The sequence below is a fragment of the Atopobium sp. ICM42b genome (genome assembly GCA_000564995.1).
Lineage (GTDB): Bacteria > Actinomycetota > Coriobacteriia > Coriobacteriales > Atopobiaceae > Lancefieldella.
This window is the reverse complement of sequence record JDFH01000014.1, coordinates 94,471-113,644: the sequence shown is the minus strand read 5'-3', so window position 1 is coordinate 113,644 and position 19,174 is coordinate 94,471. Positions and strand designations below refer to the sequence as shown.

Here is a 19,174-nt window from a genome sequence, read left to right as displayed (position 1 = left end):
TTTGCATATGCTACTAAACCCAATACGGGCGACGTGAGCAACGGGTGGGCTTCATTTCATCTTTGTGTAATCCGCTGCAACACATAATTGTGCTGTTAGAAATGACTATAGCGTAATTCATTATTTTTTACAGCGTCTTTAAAACTTTTTCATAATTCTTCGGCAGTTATTCAACAAAAATGGCGAGAAAAAAGAAGTGCCTCCCAACATAGATTGGAAAGCACTTCTTGCGTCATCTTTAAATCTGACTAATTCTGTGGATAGTCAGACTGTGCAGCCTTCTTTGCAGATCTAATCAGGAAGTCCTGGTTATTGTCGGTCTGCTTAAGACCACTGATAAGAGCAGTAGTTGCACGCTCAGTGTTATTGAAGCCTGCAAGAATACGGCGAACGCCCCATACCATAGGCTGAAGCTCTGGCTTAATAAGCAGATCCTCATTACGAGTACCAGAAGAAACAGGATCAATAGCTGGGAAGATACGGCGATCTGCCAGGTCTCGATCAAGCTTGAGCTCCATGTTACCAGTGCCCTTGAACTCCTCGAAGATAACCTCATCCATCTTGGAGCCTGTATCTACCAGGGCAGACGCAATAATAGTGAGCGAGCCGCCGTTCTCGATATTTCGAGCTGCACCCAAAAACTTCTTTGGTGGATACAGAGCTGCGGAATCAACACCACCAGAAAGAATACGGCCAGAAGCAGGAATAGCCAGGTTGTATGCACGAGCAAGACGTGTGATGGAGTCCAGAATAACCACAACGTCCTGACCCATCTCAACCAGACGCTTTGCTCGCTCAATGACGAGCTCCGAGACAACGGTGTGATTCTCTGCTGGCATATCAAAAGTTGAAGCAACAACGGTGCCCTTGATGGAGCGCTCCATATCTGTAACTTCCTCAGGGCGCTCGTCTACCAAGAGGCAGAAGAGGTGGACCTCAGGATTGTTGGTGGTAATAGACTGGCAAATGCGCTTCAAAATGGTGGTCTTACCTGCCTTTGGAGGCGAGACAATCAAACCACGCTGACCCTTACCAATAGGAGCCACCAGATCAATTGCACGGCCCGTAATGGAGTCTTTACCGTGCTCCATAGTAAGAGGCTGGTCTGGGAAAATAGGGGTCAGGTCTTTGAAGCGAGGACGGTCCTTAAGACCCTCAACTTCCCCACCGTTGACCTGGGTAACCTTAAGCAGTGGTGGATACTTGCTATTTACGCGTGCAGGTCCCACCATACCCAAGACGCTATCACCCGGGCGCAGACCAAGATTTCTAATAATCTGCTGGTGGACAAAGGCGTCGTCATCGCCTTCCATATAATTGCCTGTACGAATCCAGCCGTAGCCTTCGTTACTAATCTGAAGAATACCCTCAACAGTCTTAAAACCCTCAGCAGCTGCAGATGCAGCGTATACAAGCTCAATTAAATCGGACTTATGAACGCCTGCGTACTCAATACCCAGCTCAGTTGCTTTAGCACGAAGCTCAGAAAGCTTCATCTCTTGCAGAGCCTCTTTGGAAAGCGATGGCTCGCTTGCCTGGCCCTGCTTGCGATTCTTGTTGCGCTGGTTGTTCTGTCTACGATCGCGAGAAGGACGCTCCTGGTTGTTGGCGTGTGCGTTTTCCTGTGTCTTCTCGCCCTCCTGAGCCGCTTCTTTTAGCTCGGCATTACGATGTCGACGACGTGCTGCACCCGTACGAGAACGCCCTGGACGCTCTGCTGGAGCTGCATCGGAATCTGCTACTGCACCAGAAGCCTGCTCCTGAGCTGCACCATCCTGCTGCTCAACACTACCCTGCTCTTCAGCAAAGTTCTTCTGAGCCCTATTGGTATTCTGGCCAGCTGCACCCTCTGCCTCTGCTTTAGTAAAGGCAGGAGCCGGGGTTACCTCCGCAGAAGGCTGAGTTGCGTCCTGAACAATCTTGGTAAGGCGATTAGTGTCTACAACGTCAGAAGAAACCTTGCCGCCTGCCTGGACCTGAGCCAGAACCTCTGCCTGTGCAACTTCAAGAGCACGCTCATGAAGAGCACGCTCTTCCATCTCTTCTTTACTAGGACGACCACGACGACGCTTTGGTGGCTCTGTAATGCCTGCTGCGTTCATAGCCTCTGCCACAACAGCCTCTACCGCACGACGCGCCTCAGTCTCTTTTTTAGTTGGACGACCACGACGACGCTTTGCAGCAGATGAATTAGAGGCCTTTTCTTCAGTTGCCTCAGAATTGATATTTTCTGAAGTTGAATTTTCTGAATTACTATTTTCACTCTTACGAGGTCTACCACGTCTACGTGGTGCTGGAGTATTTTCTACATCATTTAAAGAATCATTTTGGACCGAAGATGTTTCGTCCGACATGTACAAACCTCTCTGTTTGCTCATCAAAATAATCTGTAAAAATACGTGAGAAATATGATGAAGGGATAACAAACAAAATCAAATAGGTGCAAATCCAAAAGGAATATACCACGAAAATGCCCGCCTTATGATGAAAAAATAAATAAAATTCACCATAAAACGGGCAAATGGGGATTTATAACCACTAACCCTTAAACCTCGAGAAATCCATCTTCTAGATTTCTTTAATCTGCATAAATCATTTAAACAGCTGTACGGCTCTTTCTTTTTACAACAATATCTTCAATTTGCTGAACGATTTCTTTGATATACGTCTTGCCTTGAGGCGTAAGCTCAACCATAGTTACTCTTCTGGAAAGAGCATCGTCATGTTTGCGCTGTACCAAACCACTTTCTGCCAAAGCAGTAAGAGACATAGAAACCGTTGGCTGCAAAAGACCAAGTGCGTCAACAATCTCTGTAATTGAAAGAGCGTCTTTAGGAGAATCTAGAATTGCAAGAAGGACCATATCTGCTGCCCTGCAATACAGAGCTCCCATAGCGTCAACATACATGACAATACGCTCAAACGAAGTACGTGAAAGCGCCTGGCCGGGTGCAATACGAGCACAGGTAAGCTTGGACAGCTCCTCAACTGCTTCTACACCCTTTTCTGTGATGATACACACTACGTTGCGTCGATCAATGGCGCCTTCATCTCTCTTGATGAAACCAAGCCTTGCCAGGTGCGAGGTACGATGAGTAATCGTAGGACGAAGAGCACTCTGATACTCGGCAATTTCTGAAGTCTTAACAGGAGCACCCTTCACATTGAGGCGACACAAAATAGCAAACTCTTCAAACGTGAGTCGTCTGTTAGCAGGCACCACTCTTCTAACCAAGTTGTAAGACCTGCGAATGGACATGTACTCGCGAAGTTCCATAGAGACCTCCACTCTTATGCCCGAACCATTTACTATTTGCTCGCATAATGAGTATACCCCTAAAAAACACGTGTTAACGTGGGGACAAAACAATAGTTAGTCAAAAATATGTTAGAAAATGGTGCTTATATGACATCAAAATAGGCTTTTATATGCTGAAATATAAAATTTAAGTAATAAATATTAATTTTATTATCTCTTTTATACATTAAAAAATTTTTTACATAACGCAGAAATGTGGAAATTATCTGGAGGAATTCACTAAAGATACCGTGCAGGTATTCAATACTTGCACGGTATCATGACAAAACAACATAGTTAGCTATCGTTTACATTAACTCAGGAGCAGAAACACCAATCAGATCAAGAGCAATTGCAAGGACGCGACGAGTTGCATCACACGCAGCAAGACGAGCCTTAGAAAGCTCTGCGTCCAGTGGACGTCCCTCAGAAGGAAGTACCTGGCAAACGGTATAGAATGCGTGGAACTGACCGGCAAGCTCTTCAATGTAGTGCGTAATGCGGAATGGTGCCCTATCGCGAGCACAACCCTCAACAAGGCCTGGGAACTCAAAGAGTTTACGAGCAAGCGCCTGCTCGGCGTCTTCAGAGAGCAGACCTAGATCAACCTCAGATCCAATAGCCTTATCTGCAACAGCGTCCATACCAAGTGCCTTTGCCTCATCAAGGTCAACGCCAGCAGCGCGACGCAAAATAGAGCAAATACGAGCGTGGGCATACTGAACGTAATACACAGGATTAGAGCTGTCCTGACGCTTTACCTGCTCAATGTCAAAGTCAATCATCTGGTTGGAAGACTTTGAAACAAGGGTGTAGCGCGTTGCATCAACACCAACCTCGGCGAGAAGCTCGTCAAAATGGATACCAGTTCCTTTGCGCTTAGACATTCTGACGGCAACGCCGTTTCTGAGCAGGTTAACCAGCTGACCAAGCAAAACCTCAAACTGAGTTGGGTAACCAAGAGCTGTTGCAGCAGAGCGAACACGCTGGATATAGCCGTGGTGATCTGCTCCCCAAATATCAATAACGTGGTCGACACGCTGGAACTTGTTCCAGTGGTACGCAACGTCGGAAGCAAAATAGGTATACTCGCCATTTGTTTTGATGAGTACACGGTCCTTATCGTCACCAAAATCAGTGGAACGGAAGAACAGTGCACCCTCATCAGAACGATAGAGGTATCCAAGCTTATCAAGGGCATCAAGTGCGCGGTCAACAGCGTCTTTACCCTGGTCATCCTTAACGTAGAGAGAGCGCTCAGAGAACCAAACGTCAAAGTCAGAACGGGCGGTATGACAGGTATTCTTGATGGACTCAAGCATCATCTTGTAGCCGCGCTCGCGGAACTCTGCCATGCGCTCATCTTCAGACTTGTCTGCCCAGATCTCTCCGTCATTTTTAAGGAAGAAAAGACCCAGGTCAACAATGTAGTCTCCAGCGTATGCATTGCCGCCAAGAGAGTTAATGAACTCGTCAGTAAATGGATGCTCCTCTGGATGTGCATCCTCTTCATCTGCAATGTAAGCATTGCGATCTTCTGCAAGCACCTGAGCAGCTGCGTCAGCATCAATGCCGCGCTTCTGCATAATGTCAATAAGCTGCAGGTAGCGCTTAGATATGGAGTGACCAAAGACGTCCATCTGAGAGCCATGATCGTTGACGTAGTACTCGCGCTCAACCTCATAGCCTGCAAAGGCAAGAATGCGGCTGAGAGAGTCTCCAAGAGCAGCCCAGCGGCCATGTCCAATATGCAGAGGACCAACAGGGTTTGCAGAAACGTACTCTACCTGGACCTTTTGACCGGCGCCAAAAGAAGAACGGCCAAAGTCTGCGCCCTGCTCACGAACAGTATTAAAAATCTCATTGCCCGCAGCGGTAGACAGATAGAAGTTTACAAAGCCGGGACCGGCAACTTCAACGCGCTCAATCTGAGCATCTTTGGCAATATGAGCTACAAGAGCTGCTGCAATATCGCGCGGTGCTTTGTGTGCCAGCTTTGCAGAACGCATTGCAACCGTAGAAGACCAGTCTCCATTTGATGAGTCCTGTGGGCGCTCAAGTCCCACATCATCAATCTGGAATTCAGGCAACTCACCCGCAGCCTGGGCATCTGCCAAGGCTTGACGTACAAGTTCCTCGATCTTCTCGCGCATGGTTCTCCTTTAAATTTAGTGCACGTGTGCAGCGCAATTACGTAGTTGGTTGTGTAGCTTCTGAAGGGCTACTCAGTTTCCTCGGAAGATTTTACCTGATGTTGAGCAGCAAGTTCATGACGCAAATTGGCCAGGCCACGCTCGAGACCCACAGGATAAATCTGAGGGTTCAAGAAACGTGTATACGCTGCATCCAGGCGCATAAGCGCAGCGTGGCAGCGATCGCGAGCAACCTCAATAGACTCGCTCTCCCCTACACGCTTACCTCCTTCTACCAGCCTTACCATCAGCTCGCGAGAAGTTCCTTCAAGCTTGTGGGTTGAATACGGGTCAATGATGTCGACAACAGTTGCCTTAGACTCTGGACTCTTGGTTACCAGGTAATCTGGGTCAAAAATCATGTCGCCTGCAGGGCAGCCGTTTGCATCGTAGAAGCGGCGAATATGCTGAATGCCTGGGACGGTACGCTTGTAAGCCATCTCAGACAGCTTGATAACAGGAGTCCAAGGCTCAGTGGAAGACTGACGACGAGCGGTGAGCTTATAGACGCCGCCAAGCGAAGGCTGAGGATCGCAGGTAGCAAGCTTGGTACCAACACCAAAGGCGTCAATAGGTGCTCCCTGAGCAAAAAGCGACTGGATGGTGTACTCGTCAAGATCATTTGAAACAGAAATCTTGATGTAAGGAAGGCCAGCCTCGTCAAAAGCCTTGCGAGCTTCCTTAGAAAGGCGTGCAAGGTCTCCGGAGTCAATACGAACAGCATTCAAGCGCTCGCCGCGCTCCTCCATCTCTTTTGCCACAATGATGGCGTTCTTGATGCCTTCGTGAACATCATAGGTATCAAGCAGAAGTGAGCAGTTAGTTGGACTGGACTTTGCAAATGCTCTGAAGGCATCAAGCTCTGAGTCAAACGACATTACCCAAGAGTGTGCATGGGTACCAAAAACAGGAATGCCATAAATTTTGCCGGCAAGGACATTTGAAGTGCTTGAAGCACCTGCAATATAGGAAGCACGAGCAACTGCCAAGCCACCATCTGGACCTTGCGCACGACGCAGGCCAAAGTCAGAGACAGGATTGCCCTGAGCAGCCTTGATAACGCGAGCACACTTAGTTGCTGCCAAAGTCTGGAAGTTGACCAGGTTAAGCAGGGCGGTCTCAATGAGCTGGCAATCAACAATGGAACCCTCAACGCGGACCATAGGCTCGCGTGGGAAAACAAGCTCTCCCTCGGGGATTGCATCAATGGTTACATTGAGCTTGTGGTTACGCAAAAACTCAAGGAACGCTGGCTTAAAGAGACGACCGCCACCAGGAGAGTTAATGCTTGCCAGGTAGTCAATATCGTCGTCTTCATAGATAAAGTTTTCAACTAAGTCAGCAATTTGACCAGTTCCACAAGAAATTGCAAATCCACCATTAAAGGGGTTCTCGCGGAAGAATGCGGTAAAGCATGCCTCTGCATCAACAAGACCGGCTTCCCAATAACCTTGAGCCATCGTGAGCTCATACAAGTCTGTATTAAGGCTAACGTCTGAGGGTTTGGTACGATCAGTGAGTGACATAGTTGCTCTTTTCGATTGGTCAAAAACTGACAGTGAGACGATATATCTAGAGTAGCAGTCCTACAAAATAAATTGGCTTACAACAAAGATAACTGCGAGAATTACCACAGTTCCAATAACAATTTTTTGCCCCAGAGGCATTTTGATGTCTTCGTCGTCCTCGTCTGGCTCCATGAGAGCACGGCCCTTTGCGCGCTGCTCCTGAATGCGACGAATTTGCTCGGCCTCCTGCTGAACTGCCTGACGTGCAGCACGCTGCTGATCTGCAACAAGCTGAGCATCTTCAGCGGCAGCTGCCTCTACTTGCGCTAGCGCTTCTGCTTGGGCTGCACGGGTCTTCTCGGCACGAAGCGCCTCGAGCTCAGCGCGCTCTTTCTCTGCGCGAAGAGCCTCGAGCTCCCTGCGCTCTTTCTCTGCGCGGAGCGCTTCCAGCTCGGCGCGCTCCGCGTCCGTGAGCGCAGCCGCCTGTGGCGCTGGGGTGGTTTGGAGCTCTTCGGGTTTCTCGACAGACATGGTTACTCCTCAGTTAGTGTGTCGGAGGTGCTGGTGGTGGCGTCGTTGGCGGCATCTCCGTGTGCCATGCGAAGCTTGAGCGCGGGACCCTCAACGCCTGTTGCGTCAAAGGCTGGCACAAAACTCTCGGAGACGGTTCCACCCTCCTGCCACCACAGGTTCTCAAAGCCCAGGTCATCCGCATGACAGAGCACCAACTCGTACTCCTCGTCAGAAAGCGTTCCAGAAAGAGGTCCGCCAGCCGCGCGCATGCGCTCGTTGGGCGTGTACTGATTCATGATTGATACGTCTACATCATTATGACAAAGAATCCAGACGCGGTTGAGTACCTCGCAGGAATCGTCCGCGTGCGTGGGCATGACCAGGTGGCGCACAATGATGCCTTGCAACATGCGACCGTCGTCGTCCAGCTTGCGACCGCCGCGACTCATCACTGAGTCATGCATAACCTCAAGTGCCGCCATAGACATCTCTGGATAATCTGCTGCGTACGAGAGCTCTTTTGCCAGCGCGGGATCTGCGTACTTGACGTCCGTCAGCCAAATATCAATGACGCTCGAGACTTTCTGTACCACCTCTGGCAACTCATATCCCGAGGTATTACACACAATCGGAAGCGTAAGTCCCGCTTCTTTTGCCAGCGTCACTGCTTCAATTATGTGTGGCGAGAAGTGCAAGGGAGTGACAAGGTTGATGTTGAGCGCACCCTGAGCTTGCAGTTCAAGCATCATCTGGGCTAGGCGCTCGGTTGTGACTGGCTTGCCAAAACCTTCTTGCGAGATTTGATGGTTCTGACAGAACACGCATCTGAGCGGGCAACCCGTGAAGAAAATTGCGCCTGATCCGGCCTCGCCCGAGATGGGAGGCTCCTCCCAGAAATGCAGCGCTGAACGAGCCACACGAATAGTGCTTGAAGCTCCACAAAGGCCCGCTTTACCAGCGTTTCTTTGAGCATGGCAGCGCCTTGGGCAGAGTTCACAGACGTCGTAGGCAGAAAACGTAAGGGCATGAGGTGATGGTGCACTACCCAAGGGTTTCTCGCCTCCCGTCGTATCTGCCCAGGCAGATGGTGGTATAAAAAACGCGCAGGGTCTCTGCGCGCGTCAAAGTCATGGTGGAGATAAAGGGATTCGAACCCTCGGCCTCTGCCTTGCGAAGGCAGCGCTCTCCCAACTGAGCTATATCCCCGTTGCGGTACTTATTGTGGCAATCAGGGGCAGGTATGTCAATGATTATGCGGGCGGAATGAGCGGCTGTAGGCTTGCGAGGAGGCTCGTGGCGTTTCCGCAGACCATCGCAACTCTTCCGCGAGCCGTCAGAGCTTTAACACAGGCTACCGAGGCAGAAAAATATCCTTCCCCGCAGTCATCTATGAACCCACCTTCATAAGGTGGGCGCCGCACTCGGGCGTTCCAGCTTCCTTAACAACGAAGGATGCCTGTACTGAACACGAGATTAGGCTCCCTGAAAAAACTTGTCGGTTCACCCAGTTTAGACCGCGGGAGAAGGACAATTCTTACTATAAAGAGATTATAAAAAGATTAAAGTCTTGACTTGTTTTTTAATGAGCAGCACAATTAAATGGTATGGATTTTAGCAGTTAAATACTGTTTTTTATTGGAGGGTATACGGCTTGAACCTCTGGGTAACCATGTTTTGTGTTTTCCTCTCGGCTGGTCTTGGTTCAGCTCTGATTACCCCTGCCGTTCGTCAACTGGCTTGGAAGCTTGGAGTTGTCGATAAACCCTCTGCTCGTCGAGTCAATAAAAAGCCTATTCCTCGCATGGGCGGCGTTGCAATTTTCTTTGGGTTAGCCGTTGCTATGCTGGTGCGTTATGGCGTTGAAGCAATCCTTGGACATGCCGAGATTACGCTTTCTTCTCGCTATTACCTGAACGTTAATTTTTGGGTTGTTGGCGCAGCCTTTGCGGTAATTTTCTTGACCGGATTGCTTGACGACATTTTTTCTCTCAAGCCTATTCAGAAACTCGCTGGTCAGGTAATTGCAGCAAGCATCGCGGCTGCAAGCGGTCTGATTATCGGTAACGTTGTTGATCCGTTTTCCGCGTACGGCTTTGTGGATCTTGGATGGCTCGCCTATCCAGCAACTGTCATTTACCTGGTTGCTTACGCCAACATCATTAACCTTATCGACGGCCTTGACGGACTTTCTTCAGGTATTACCTGCATTGCCTCTACCACTATGTTTGTGCTTTCTATCTGGGCGGGTCGCTTTGACGCAGCTCTTTTAAGTGCAGCAATCGCAGGCACCACACTGGGATTCTTAGTTCACAACTCCTATCCTGCAACAATCTTCATGGGCGATTCTGGTTCGCTAACCTTGGGATTTGCTCTGGGAACAATTTCGCTTTTGTCTGTCACTCGTTGGGCGGGACTCACAACCATCATTGTTCCTCTCGTCGTTGCAGGTATTCCAATCATCGATACCTTCTCCGCAATTGTTCGCCGTACCCGCGCACACGTCAGTTTTGCTACTGCCGACCGCGGACACATCCATCACCGCTTAATGGCTCACGGTTATAATCAGCGCCAAGCGGTACTTTTGATGTACGGTTGGACTGCCCTTCTGTGCGTTGGCTCGCTCATTATGACGCAGGTCAATACGCTGCCTCGTATTGCAATTTTTGTCATGCTACTTACTATGTCTGCTTTCTTTGCAAAGTACCTGCACCTCTTTGAGCCTGTTCTGCTTCACCATACTGATCCAAAGACTGGTGAAGATGAACTCATTACCCCTAAAGATCCAGGCTTCGATGAAGAGATTAAGCAGCTCCACGAAGAAGAACACGAGCACATCGAAGAACTCATTCACAGAGACCACAAGAGCGAATAAGCTGGAAACGGATGCTCGCAAGCCAACTTTCCGTGAACTCGCGGTTTCGTTTACGTGAGCTGTGGCTGCGGCTGCGGCTGCGGCTGCACGGGTTTCTCGCCAGGTACTCCATAACAACGCACGCGCCTAAAAAGTGCAAAGAATCTGTACTTTAGATACAGATTCTTTGACAAAATCAGGCAAATCCACAGTTTCTTTTGCATTTTTAGGCAAAATTTACAGATTCTTTGCAGAAATCAGGCGCATGAAAGATAGACTACGTGGCCCTAGAATTTTTGAGCCTGAAAGCTGCATCATGTCTGAGTGAATTTACTCAGACATGGCGAGAAAAACCGGCAAAACTACTCAGACTTCATGTACTTTTCCGGCAAATTGCTCAGACATGGCGAGAAAATCAGGCTCGCCAGGACCTCAACGGAACACCATGTGCGCAACCAGTTTTTTGCCAAAAGAAAACCCCGCACATCCGGGATGTACGGGGTGTAGCTATCTAGCTGCGAAGAAATCGCTTGGCTGAAGCCTCAAACTGAGGTTACTCAGCGAGAGCCTTCTTAGCGATCTCTGCAAGATCTGCGAAGCCCTGCTCGTCAGAGTAAGCAATCTCTGCGAGAACCTTGCGGTCAAGCTCAACACCAGCGAGCTTGAGGCCGTGCATGAACTTGCTGTAAGAAAGGTCGTTGATGCGTGCTGCAGCGTTGATACGCTGAATCCACAGTGCGCGGAAATCACGCTTCTTGTTACGACGGTCACGGTAAGCATACTGACCAGAATGCTGTGCCTGCTCCTTCATACCACGGAAGGTACGAGAGGAAGTTCCGTAATAACCCTTTGTGCGCTCGACGAGCGTCTGACGCTTCTTGCGACCAGCAACTGCGCGCTTAACTCTTGCCATATCTAATCACTCCTTGTTATTTGATCTGGTGGGTGGCGCGCTTAGTTCTTAGCGCCCATACGCTGAGAAACTACTGCTGCATCGCCAGCGGAAAGAACAGCTTCTTTACGGAAGCCACGGATACGCTTCTGGGACTTCTTGGTAAGAATGTGGCTCTTAAAAGCCTTAGCACGCATAATCTTGCCAGTACCGGTGCGGCGGAAACGCTTAGCCGAACCCTTGTGCGTCTTCATCTTAGGCATACTACTTCTCCTCCTGTGTGGTGCCATCCTCAGCACCCTCGGGCTTCTCGTCAAACGCTCCCTTGATTGGAGCAACGAGCATGTGCATGTTACGGCCTTCAATGAGCGGTTTCTGCTCAATTGTGGCAAAAGGCTTCAAATCTTCAGCAAGGCGATCAAGTACAATACGGCCCTGCTCTGGGTGAGCCATCTCGCGTCCACGGAACATGATGGTGATCTTGACGCGTGCTCCCTTCTTGAGGAAGCGCAGTACGTGACCCTTCTTGGTCTCGTAATCGCCCACATCAATCTTTGGGCGGAACTTCATCTCTTTGACTTCGATCTTGACCTGGTTCTTGCGAGCTGCCTTGGCCTTGCGAGCCTGCTCATACTTGAACTTACTGTAATCAAGAATCTTGCATACAGGAGGCTCGGCATTTGGAGCAATCTCTACGAGATCAAGACCGTGCTCACGAGCTCTCTTCATTGCATCATTGACGCCAAAAAGACCAAGCTGACTACCATCAGCGTCAATAAGACGGCACGTACGAGCAGTGATTTCCTCATTAATGCGAGGACCATCGTTCTTGGCTATCTTGTACACCTTCCCTCTTGGACAATTGCTTGTCCGACAATAAAAAACCCAGTGCACAAGCAACTGGGAGACAATACGCACAGGTAGAGTGCGAAGGTTAAATTGTCTGACCAGACAGCTGCTTTTGCGCTGTGTAGGTGGGGACTCACGTTCAATCCCGCTTCAAAAGTACCTTGTAAGGTTACCTCTAACAAGAAGACATTACAAGTACCAAGTTAGATATGACGAGAAATTCACATCTAGCTTAAACTTTTAGCTGGTGCCCGAGGTGGGACTTGAACCCACACGAGTTTCCTCAAAGGTTTTTGAGACCTCCGCGTCTGCCATTCCGCCACTCGGGCTAAAAAGTTTGCATAGGTACTATACCGCACCTATGCAAATCTGTCTTGCTAAATCATCAAAGTTATAGCTGATTTAATCCTGTAAGAAAGGGTTAGTTGCTATCTCTGCCTCAAGAGACGTTTGATTTCCATGTCCTGACAAAATAATGGAGGTTGGATCAAGCTCTGTCTTGATACGGTTCAAAGAAGCCTTAAGTGTCTCAAAGTTGCCGCCTGGAAGGTCTGTTCTTCCTGCAGAGCCCTGGAAAAGCGTATCGCCTACAAAAACGGCGCCAGTAGCAGTTCCCTCACCCACCAAAACAATGCCACCAGGAGTGTGACCAGGAGTTTCCATAATCTTGAACTGTGCAGTTCCAATGGTCAGAATATCTCCCTCGTGGAGAAAACCGTCTGGCTCTGGAGCATCATCATAAATCTCGTTTGAGTTATGAGCCCTCTGTGCAAGCTCATTATCTGCTTCGTTGATGAGGTACTGAGCGCCAGGCACAGCAAGCTTCAAAGCCTTAACGCCGCCAACATGATCAGCATGGCCGTGAGTAGCAACAATGTACTTAAGCTCAAGGTTCAAGAGCTGTGCAGCAATCTCTGCACCCGATGCACCAGCATCAATAATCATGCACTCATTACCAGAAACGTAAATGTAGCAGTTAGTCTCAAGAGGACCTACTTTAAAGACTCCAATCTGGTCTTTTGCGTGATGGCAACCACCGTGGCCGTGATGGCCGCAGCAACCGCCATGACCGTGCTCACCATGGCCATGCTCGCCATGATGACCGCAGCAGCCACCGTGGCCGTGCTCTTCCTCGTGATTATGGCCGCAAGAGCAGCCCTCATTTTGATTAGCCATAGAGTCTCCTTCTCATCTGATTAGCGCCTTCACCTGGCATAATACGACGAGCGTCGTAGACAGAAGGCACGCGAGTTACAAATGCAAATAAGGTATCAAGCAAGCTGGTATCAGAGATAGAAACCAAGAAACGCATACGTACTACGCCCTGCTCACCCACTTGTGTAGCTGCAGAAAGAATGTTTGCACCCGCGTCAGACAGCGCAACCGTGACGTCCTTAAGAAGGCCCATACGGTCCGTTGCCTCAACGACAATCTCTACCCTAAACTCAGTAGCGCCGCTGGCATCCCAAGAAACGGGGATGATACGCTTTGGGTCGTTGAGCAGGTCTTTAACGTTAGGGCAATTGGCGCGATGAACAGACACACCGCGACCGCGTGTAATGAAGCCCACAATATCGTCACCCGCAACAGGATTGCAGCAATGCGCCAGATGAACAAGCAAATCTGGATCGCCGTTTACCACAACGCCGCAGTTAGACTTCTTGGGACGACTACCTTTGGCGGTACGAGAAATAACGTAGGAGCGAACCAAAGGCTGATCGTTTGCAATTGCCTTGTTCTTCTCCTGAAGGCGCGCCGCGTTACGCTCTTGCTCAGTAACAACCTCGGGATTTTTCTCCTCTAATATTTCACTCACGCGATTAACAACCTGCTTAGCAGACTGATTACCTGCACCAATTCCCGCAAACAGGTCATCTACGCTGCGATAATCAAACTGCTCGGTGAGCTGATCAAGCGCCTTAACCGTACGCGTAGCGCTGATGCCATAGCCACGCTTACGTAGCTCTTTTGCAAGCTCAGAACGACCGCGTTCAGCATCGTCAGACTTGTTCTCTTGCGAGAAATACTTGCGGATCTTTGCACGTGCAGACGGCGTTTTTACCAGCGTCATCCAGTCGCGAGAAGGGCGAGCGTTCTTGTTAGTCAAAATCTCAATGCGGTCACCCATCTGAAGCGTATGCGTCAGTGGAACTACGGAGCCATTAACGCGCGCACCAACACAGTGATTGCCCACCTCGGTGTGAACAGCGTAAGCAAAGTCCAGAGGTGTTGAATTGACACGCAAGCTCATGACCTCGCCCTTTGGGGTGAAAACAAAAATCTCATGCTCAAAGAGGTCTACGCGCAAGTTATCCAAGAACTCGTGGGGATCGTCAATATCGTCTTCAACGGCCCAGTCAAGACTGCGGCGAATCCAGTTGATAGTTGAATCAATAAGCTTGTCTTCAGAGGACATCTTGCCCTTTGAATTGCCCTGCTCCTTATACAGCCAGTGAGCAGCAATACCGTACTCAGATGCCTCATGCATCTCGGCAGTTCTAATCTGAATCTCAATAGGGCGACCATCAGGGCCAATGACCGTTGTGTGCAAAGACTGATAGAGATTTGCCTTTGGCGTTGCAATATAGTCCTTAAAACGACCAGGCATTGGATGCCATAGCGCATGGATAGCGCCAAGTGCTGAATAGCAATCGCCTACGTTTTTAGTAATAACACGCAGAGCGATAAGATCGTAGATGTTGGAGAACTCTCTGCCCTTGCGGACCATCTTTTGATAAATGGACCACAGGTGCTTAGGGCGTCCCGTAATCTGGAAGTCAGTAAGACCGGCAGCATTAAGCTCATCAGTCAGAGTCTTCTTAGCGTTGTTAAGGTCATTCTCTCTTTGTGCACGAGAGTCAGATACCATGCGAGCAACACGCTGGTACTCCTCTGGTTCAAGCCAGAAGAAAGACAAATCCTCAAGCTCCCACTTAACCGAAGAGATACCTAAGCGGTCAGCAAGTGGTGCATACACATCCATGGTTTCTCGCGCCTTGAACAAGCGACGATCTGGTGGAAGTGCTGCCAACGTACGCATGTTATGGAGGCGGTCAGCCAGCTTGATGATAACGACGCGAATGTCTTTTGACATGGCAAGGAACATTTTGCGCAGGTTAAGTGCCTGTTTCTCGTCCATTGAGCTGACCTCAATAGACGTAAGTTTTGTGACGCCATCAACAAGCTCTGCAACTGACTCACCAAAGCGAGAAGAGATTTCATCTAGTGAAGCAGACGTATCTTCTACGGTATCGTGCATAAGAGCAGCGCAGATGGTGTCTTCATCCATGTGAAGATCGTGCGCAAGAATAAGGGCTACCTCAACTGGGTGGTTGATATAAGGCTCGCCGGAACGACGACGCTGGTCTTTGTGATAGTTAGCAGCAAAGGCATACGCAGCAGCAATCTTTGCCTGAGCCTCCTCAGGCAGATACGTGCGCACAGCTCCCTCAAGCAGGCGGTAATTATCTGCGCCTGGCGCCTTAGCTTCTTTTTTGGTCCTCTCGTCACTCATCAGAGGACTCCCTTCCCCCATCAAACGTTGAACCAATTTCTGGAACGATGGGTTTTGTTATAGCATCTGCCAGCTCTTCTGGTGAAGCAGAAAGTACCCACTGAGCAAATGATTCAAACTCAGCGTGCGCTTTAAGCCCCTCAGCGTAGCGTGCAGACTCCAGCAAGTCCATGTGCGAAGCTTGACTATTGACGGAAATTGTTCTCGTTTGATCAAATCCCTCAATGCTAATAAACCCTAGCTCAGCAAAAACGTCAAGTGCAACACGAACGGTTTGCTCGTCAGCCTTAGATCGTGGGTCAATTTCTAGCGCCATCTGCGCAATGTCTTCATCAGTGAGCATTGAATCAGCTGTCTGTGCACTAAGCTTTGACTGTAGCGCTGTAAGAGCACGATAGACAGCAACCAGGGCTTCTCGCTGTGGTGCATGAGAAGAAAGAATGCGCTCGTTCACACGCATATCATGCGCATCAAATAGCATCTGGATTTTAGAAGGCTTACCGTCTCTACCTGCACGTCCGCTCATCTGATTGAACGCAACGCGACCAAACGGCAGGTGATATAGGATAACCTGGCGAATATCGGAGATGTTGACACCCTCGCCAAACGCACTGGTAGCAATGATGCAACAAACGTCTCCACGCCTAAAAGCGCGTTCAACGTTCTTGCGTATCTGAGGCGTTAGACCCGCATGATAGAACGCAATCTTATGACCAAGTTCTGGAATACGATGGCGCAACATACGCGTCAGTGCCTGCGCTTGCTCCCTTGAATTGACGTAGACAACCGTTTTTGTGCCATCTGACACAAGAGAAAGCAGCGCACATTCCCTATCCTTAGCACCGCGAAGGTCCTTGAGTTCAAGGTTAGTACGAGCCGTTTTATCTTTGTATACATGCTCTGCTTCAATGGAGAGAAGCTCACAGATGTTCTGAGCTGACTGCGTGGTAGCCGTAGCTGTTGTGGCAAGTACCTGCGGACTCCCAAGCATCTTTAGTACCTGTGGCATTTGTGCATAAGCAAGTCTACCCTCAGAAGCATTCATGCCCACATGATGTGCCTCGTCAAACACTACAAATGAGATGTTTTGCGCCTTGGCAAATTGATCAGCGTGGAGCGAGAAGAACTCTGGAGTAGTCAGCACAATATCAAGCTCATTGTTTGTCATGCGAGCAAACAGGTCTTCTCGGCTGGAAAGGTCTGTTTCTCCATTGAGTACCTCGACAGAAATTCCTAGAGGCTCAAAGGTGTTTTTTATGCTTTGAACCTGGTCGTTAATGAGGGCACGCAGCGGATAGACAAACACGCTCATTTTATGTTGCAGCAACGCAACACGAGCAGCATGAACCTGGAAGATAAGCGATTTACCTCTACCTGTTGCCATGACAGAGAGACAAGACGTTCCTTGAGAGAGAACCTCTAGTGTTTTCTTTTGCAGAGGCAAGAGCTCTCTTGAACCAATCATGGACGTGACCAAGGTCTGAGTGAGATCCTCAGAAGAAAGACTCTCCAGCTCATGGCGCTTTTGCTGCGCCTGTTCTTGGGAGGCCTCATCAGCCTCTGTAGTCTCCTTGGTAACCACAAGGGGCAAGTCAGCAGCGCTGCCGAGAAGATCTGCTTCAATGGGGCCGTCATCTTCATCGGTAAAGTCTCTGTAGAGAATATCTCTGACCATGAGTTTTGGCTTAGTTCTGCCCTGCCAGGTCTCGTTAACTGCTTCAAAAATCAAATCAACAGCTCCGTCATACTCAGCTGCCGCCTCAACATGAGGCGTTCTAAACATGATGGATGAAATTGAAGAAATACCATTTGAAGCCATAAAGCAAAGATGAGCTCCGCCTGCGCCAACGCGCGAGCGATTCTTCATCACTACACCCTTGACGCCAAAGAGCGGCTTTTTATTACCCTGACCAAATGGCTGCAATGCCTCAAGCGCGTCGATAGAGTTGATGGTGATTTCATCTAGGTTTACTAGTGCTGTAACTTCTCCTGAAGCCTCAAACTCTTCTTCTGGAAGCTCTGCCATAACCTTTGATAAACGCTTTCTGAATGCGTCAATCTTTGCTGTTTCTACCGTTACGCCAACGGCTCCTTGGTGGCCACCAAAACGGACAGTAAGGTCTGCACACTGTTCAACGGCGTGAAATAAATCAACGGAGCCAACAGAGCGGCCAGAACCGCGAGCTACGCCGTCTTGGATGGTAAACAGAATGCAAGGCACGTGATAGCGATTAACAATTCTTGAAGCAACAATGCCCTTTACGCCCTCATGCCAACCCTCTTTGGCAAGCACAATTGCGTGGCCGCCATCGTAAATTTCTTTTGCCTGCTCAAGTGCCTCATCGGTAAGCTTTGCCTCAATAGCACGACGCTCGGCATTAATCTCTTCTAGTTTTCCAGCAAGAATGGTTGCCTCTTCAGCGTCTTCTGTAAGAAGAAGGTCAAGCGCAATATCAGTAGTACCCATGCGCCCTGCTGCATTAAGGCGAGGAATAATAGAAAACGGCAGATTATCTGCAGAAATCTGGGCAATATCTTGACCAGCAACAGCAGCTAGAGCCACAAGACCTGGACGAAGACCTTTCTGGAGACGCTTAACACCTTCAGAGACCAGCGCACGATTCTCTTTGTTGAGCATCATCATGTCAGACAGTGTGCCCAACATGGCAACATCAATATAATCAAGCCAAAGCTGAGGCTGATCTTGAAGCTGCCCTAAAACCTGCACCAGCTTAAGGGCAACGCCTGCACCAGCAAGCTCTCTAGAAGGACAATCTTCAACAAGCTTTGGATCAGTGACTGGAACACCCTGGGGCACCAGATCTGCGGGCTCATGATGATCGGTAACAACAACATCAATCCCCTGCTGCAAAAGCCAAGCAACCTCTTGAGCGGCAGCAATGCCATTGTCTACCGTAATAATTAAATCTGGCTTTCTATCTTGCAAAACTCTTGCAAGAGCCTCTTTAGAAAGTCCGTATCCCTCACCAAAACGATGCGGAATATACGGCAAAACATCTGCTCCCAATCGACGTAAAGCCAGAGTAAGCAAACACGTTGAACTCATTCCATCAACATCAAAATCACCAAAAACGGCAATCTTTTTATGCTCAACAATTGCCTTATGAACGTGGGCGGCAACCTCAGCCATTCCAGGAATACACTGTGGATTAAGCCAATCCCTTTGCAAGGACGGCGAGAGAAACTCTTGAGCTGTGGCTACATCAGTGAATCCACGTGCTACTAATACACGAGCAACAAGTGGCGTAACGTGCAATTCTTTTTTAAACAGCGACTCTAGATATACGTCTTGTGTAAGAACACTCCAACGAGTGCTTTTCTCGATGCCGGGCATCATGTCCTCTTTTCTGTGGCGGCAGAGCCAGCCAGGGGCACCTCGGGCGCCCGCGAATGTTTATCTCTTTCATTCTACCCGTGTCACCGGACAAAAAATGACTAGCCCACAAATTAGTGAGCTAGTCATAAAAAATTTAAATCAAGGTTGCTTGCGCAGGGCTATCAAAGTTGCTTGCGCAGGGCTATCAAGAAGACGGGGT

General features: G+C 49.2%; 13 protein-coding genes and 2 tRNA genes. 1 reads left to right on the top strand and 14 read right to left on the bottom strand.

Features of this window, described 5'->3' with window-relative positions; translation table 11 throughout:
* Positions 1-248: 248 nt before the first annotated feature.
* From rho to HMPREF1493_RS04340, 7 genes are all read right to left on the bottom strand, one after another.
* Positions 249-2,354, bottom strand: coding sequence for a transcription termination factor Rho (gene rho, locus HMPREF1493_RS06875; protein ID WP_051485265.1), 2,106 nt, complete (start codon positions 2,352-2,354; stop codon positions 249-251).
* A gap of 242 nt (positions 2,355-2,596) precedes the next feature.
* Complete coding sequence (locus HMPREF1493_RS04365) at positions 2,597-3,277, bottom strand: MarR family transcriptional regulator (RefSeq protein WP_035428097.1); 681 nt, start codon at positions 3,275-3,277, stop codon at positions 2,597-2,599.
* A gap of 329 nt (positions 3,278-3,606) precedes the next feature.
* A complete protein-coding gene (gene argS / locus HMPREF1493_RS04360; RefSeq protein ID WP_035428096.1) occupies positions 3,607-5,451 on the bottom strand; it encodes an arginine--tRNA ligase in 1,845 nt (614 codons plus the stop codon).
* 68 nt (positions 5,452-5,519) lie between these two features.
* Complete coding sequence (locus HMPREF1493_RS04355; protein WP_035428094.1) at positions 5,520-7,016, bottom strand: nicotinate phosphoribosyltransferase; 1,497 nt, start codon at positions 7,014-7,016, stop codon at positions 5,520-5,522.
* A gap of 60 nt (positions 7,017-7,076) precedes the next feature.
* Positions 7,077-7,529, bottom strand: coding sequence for a hypothetical protein (locus HMPREF1493_RS04350; RefSeq protein WP_051485264.1), 453 nt, complete (start codon positions 7,527-7,529; stop codon positions 7,077-7,079).
* A 2-nt stretch (positions 7,530-7,531) separates the two neighbouring features.
* Entirely contained in the window at positions 7,532-8,560 is a 1,029-nt protein-coding gene (locus tag HMPREF1493_RS04345) for a radical SAM protein (protein ID WP_035428093.1), read from the bottom strand.
* Between the two features lie 81 nt (positions 8,561-8,641).
* A tRNA-Ala gene (locus tag HMPREF1493_RS04340) sits at positions 8,642-8,717 on the bottom strand.
* A 463-nt stretch (positions 8,718-9,180) separates the two neighbouring features.
* Here HMPREF1493_RS04340 and HMPREF1493_RS04330 point away from each other — a divergent pair.
* Entirely contained in the window at positions 9,181-10,383 is a 1,203-nt protein-coding gene (locus HMPREF1493_RS04330) for a glycosyltransferase family 4 protein (protein ID WP_051479340.1), read from the top strand.
* Between the two features lie 532 nt (positions 10,384-10,915).
* On the opposite strand, the gene rplT is transcribed toward HMPREF1493_RS04330, so the two are convergent.
* The 7 genes from rplT to recJ form a co-directional block, all read right to left on the bottom strand.
* Positions 10,916-11,275: a 50S ribosomal protein L20 gene (rplT, locus tag HMPREF1493_RS04325; RefSeq protein WP_035428088.1), complete on the bottom strand. Its 360-nt coding sequence runs from the start codon at positions 11,273-11,275 to the stop codon at positions 10,916-10,918.
* A 41-nt stretch (positions 11,276-11,316) separates the two neighbouring features.
* A complete protein-coding gene (gene rpmI, locus HMPREF1493_RS04320) occupies positions 11,317-11,517 on the bottom strand; it encodes a 50S ribosomal protein L35 (protein ID WP_012808612.1) in 201 nt (66 codons plus the stop codon).
* Position 11,518: 1 nt separating this feature from the next.
* Positions 11,519-12,100: a translation initiation factor IF-3 gene (gene infC / locus HMPREF1493_RS04315; protein ID WP_035428086.1), complete on the bottom strand. Its 582-nt coding sequence runs from the start codon at positions 12,098-12,100 to the stop codon at positions 11,519-11,521.
* 248 nt (positions 12,101-12,348) lie between these two features.
* Positions 12,349-12,432, bottom strand: a tRNA-Leu gene (locus HMPREF1493_RS04310).
* Positions 12,433-12,505: 73 nt separating this feature from the next.
* Positions 12,506-13,279, bottom strand: coding sequence for an MBL fold metallo-hydrolase (locus HMPREF1493_RS04305; protein ID WP_084058333.1), 774 nt, complete (start codon positions 13,277-13,279; stop codon positions 12,506-12,508).
* Positions 13,272-15,617: a RelA/SpoT family protein gene (locus HMPREF1493_RS04300; protein ID WP_084058331.1), complete on the bottom strand. Its 2,346-nt coding sequence runs from the start codon at positions 15,615-15,617 to the stop codon at positions 13,272-13,274. The genes HMPREF1493_RS04305 and HMPREF1493_RS04300 overlap by 8 nt, the downstream gene beginning before the upstream one ends.
* Entirely contained in the window at positions 15,610-18,972 is a 3,363-nt protein-coding gene (gene recJ / locus HMPREF1493_RS04295; RefSeq protein WP_035428083.1) for a single-stranded-DNA-specific exonuclease RecJ, read from the bottom strand. Before recJ ends, HMPREF1493_RS04300 begins: the two co-directional genes overlap by 8 nt.
* Positions 18,973-19,174: the final 202 nt, after the last annotated feature.

Bases quoted from the DNA above. Each gene is read 5' to 3' on its own strand.
- rho (WP_051485265.1), bottom strand. From the start codon at position 2,354: ATGTCGGACGAAACATCTTCGGTCCAAAATGATTCTTTAAATGATGTA.
- HMPREF1493_RS04365 (WP_035428097.1), bottom strand. From the start codon at position 3,277: ATGGAACTTCGCGAGTACATGTCCATTCGCAGGTCTTACAACTTGGTT.
- argS (WP_035428096.1), bottom strand. From the start codon at position 5,451: ATGCGCGAGAAGATCGAGGAACTTGTACGTCAAGCCTTGGCAGATGCC.
- HMPREF1493_RS04355 (WP_035428094.1), bottom strand. From the start codon at position 7,016: ATGTCACTCACTGATCGTACCAAACCCTCAGACGTTAGCCTTAATACA.
- HMPREF1493_RS04350 (WP_051485264.1), bottom strand. From the start codon at position 7,529: ATGTCTGTCGAGAAACCCGAAGAGCTCCAAACCACCCCAGCGCCACAG.
- HMPREF1493_RS04330 (WP_051479340.1), top strand. From the start codon at position 9,181: ATGTTTTGTGTTTTCCTCTCGGCTGGTCTTGGTTCAGCTCTGATTACC.
- rplT (WP_035428088.1), bottom strand. From the start codon at position 11,275: ATGGCAAGAGTTAAGCGCGCAGTTGCTGGTCGCAAGAAGCGTCAGACG.
- rpmI (WP_012808612.1), bottom strand. From the start codon at position 11,517: ATGCCTAAGATGAAGACGCACAAGGGTTCGGCTAAGCGTTTCCGCCGC.
- HMPREF1493_RS04305 (WP_084058333.1), bottom strand. From the start codon at position 13,279: ATGGCTAATCAAAATGAGGGCTGCTCTTGCGGCCATAATCACGAGGAA.
- HMPREF1493_RS04300 (WP_084058331.1), bottom strand. From the start codon at position 15,617: ATGAGTGACGAGAGGACCAAAAAAGAAGCTAAGGCGCCAGGCGCAGAT.
- recJ (WP_035428083.1), bottom strand. From the start codon at position 18,972: ATGCCCGGCATCGAGAAAAGCACTCGTTGGAGTGTTCTTACACAAGAC.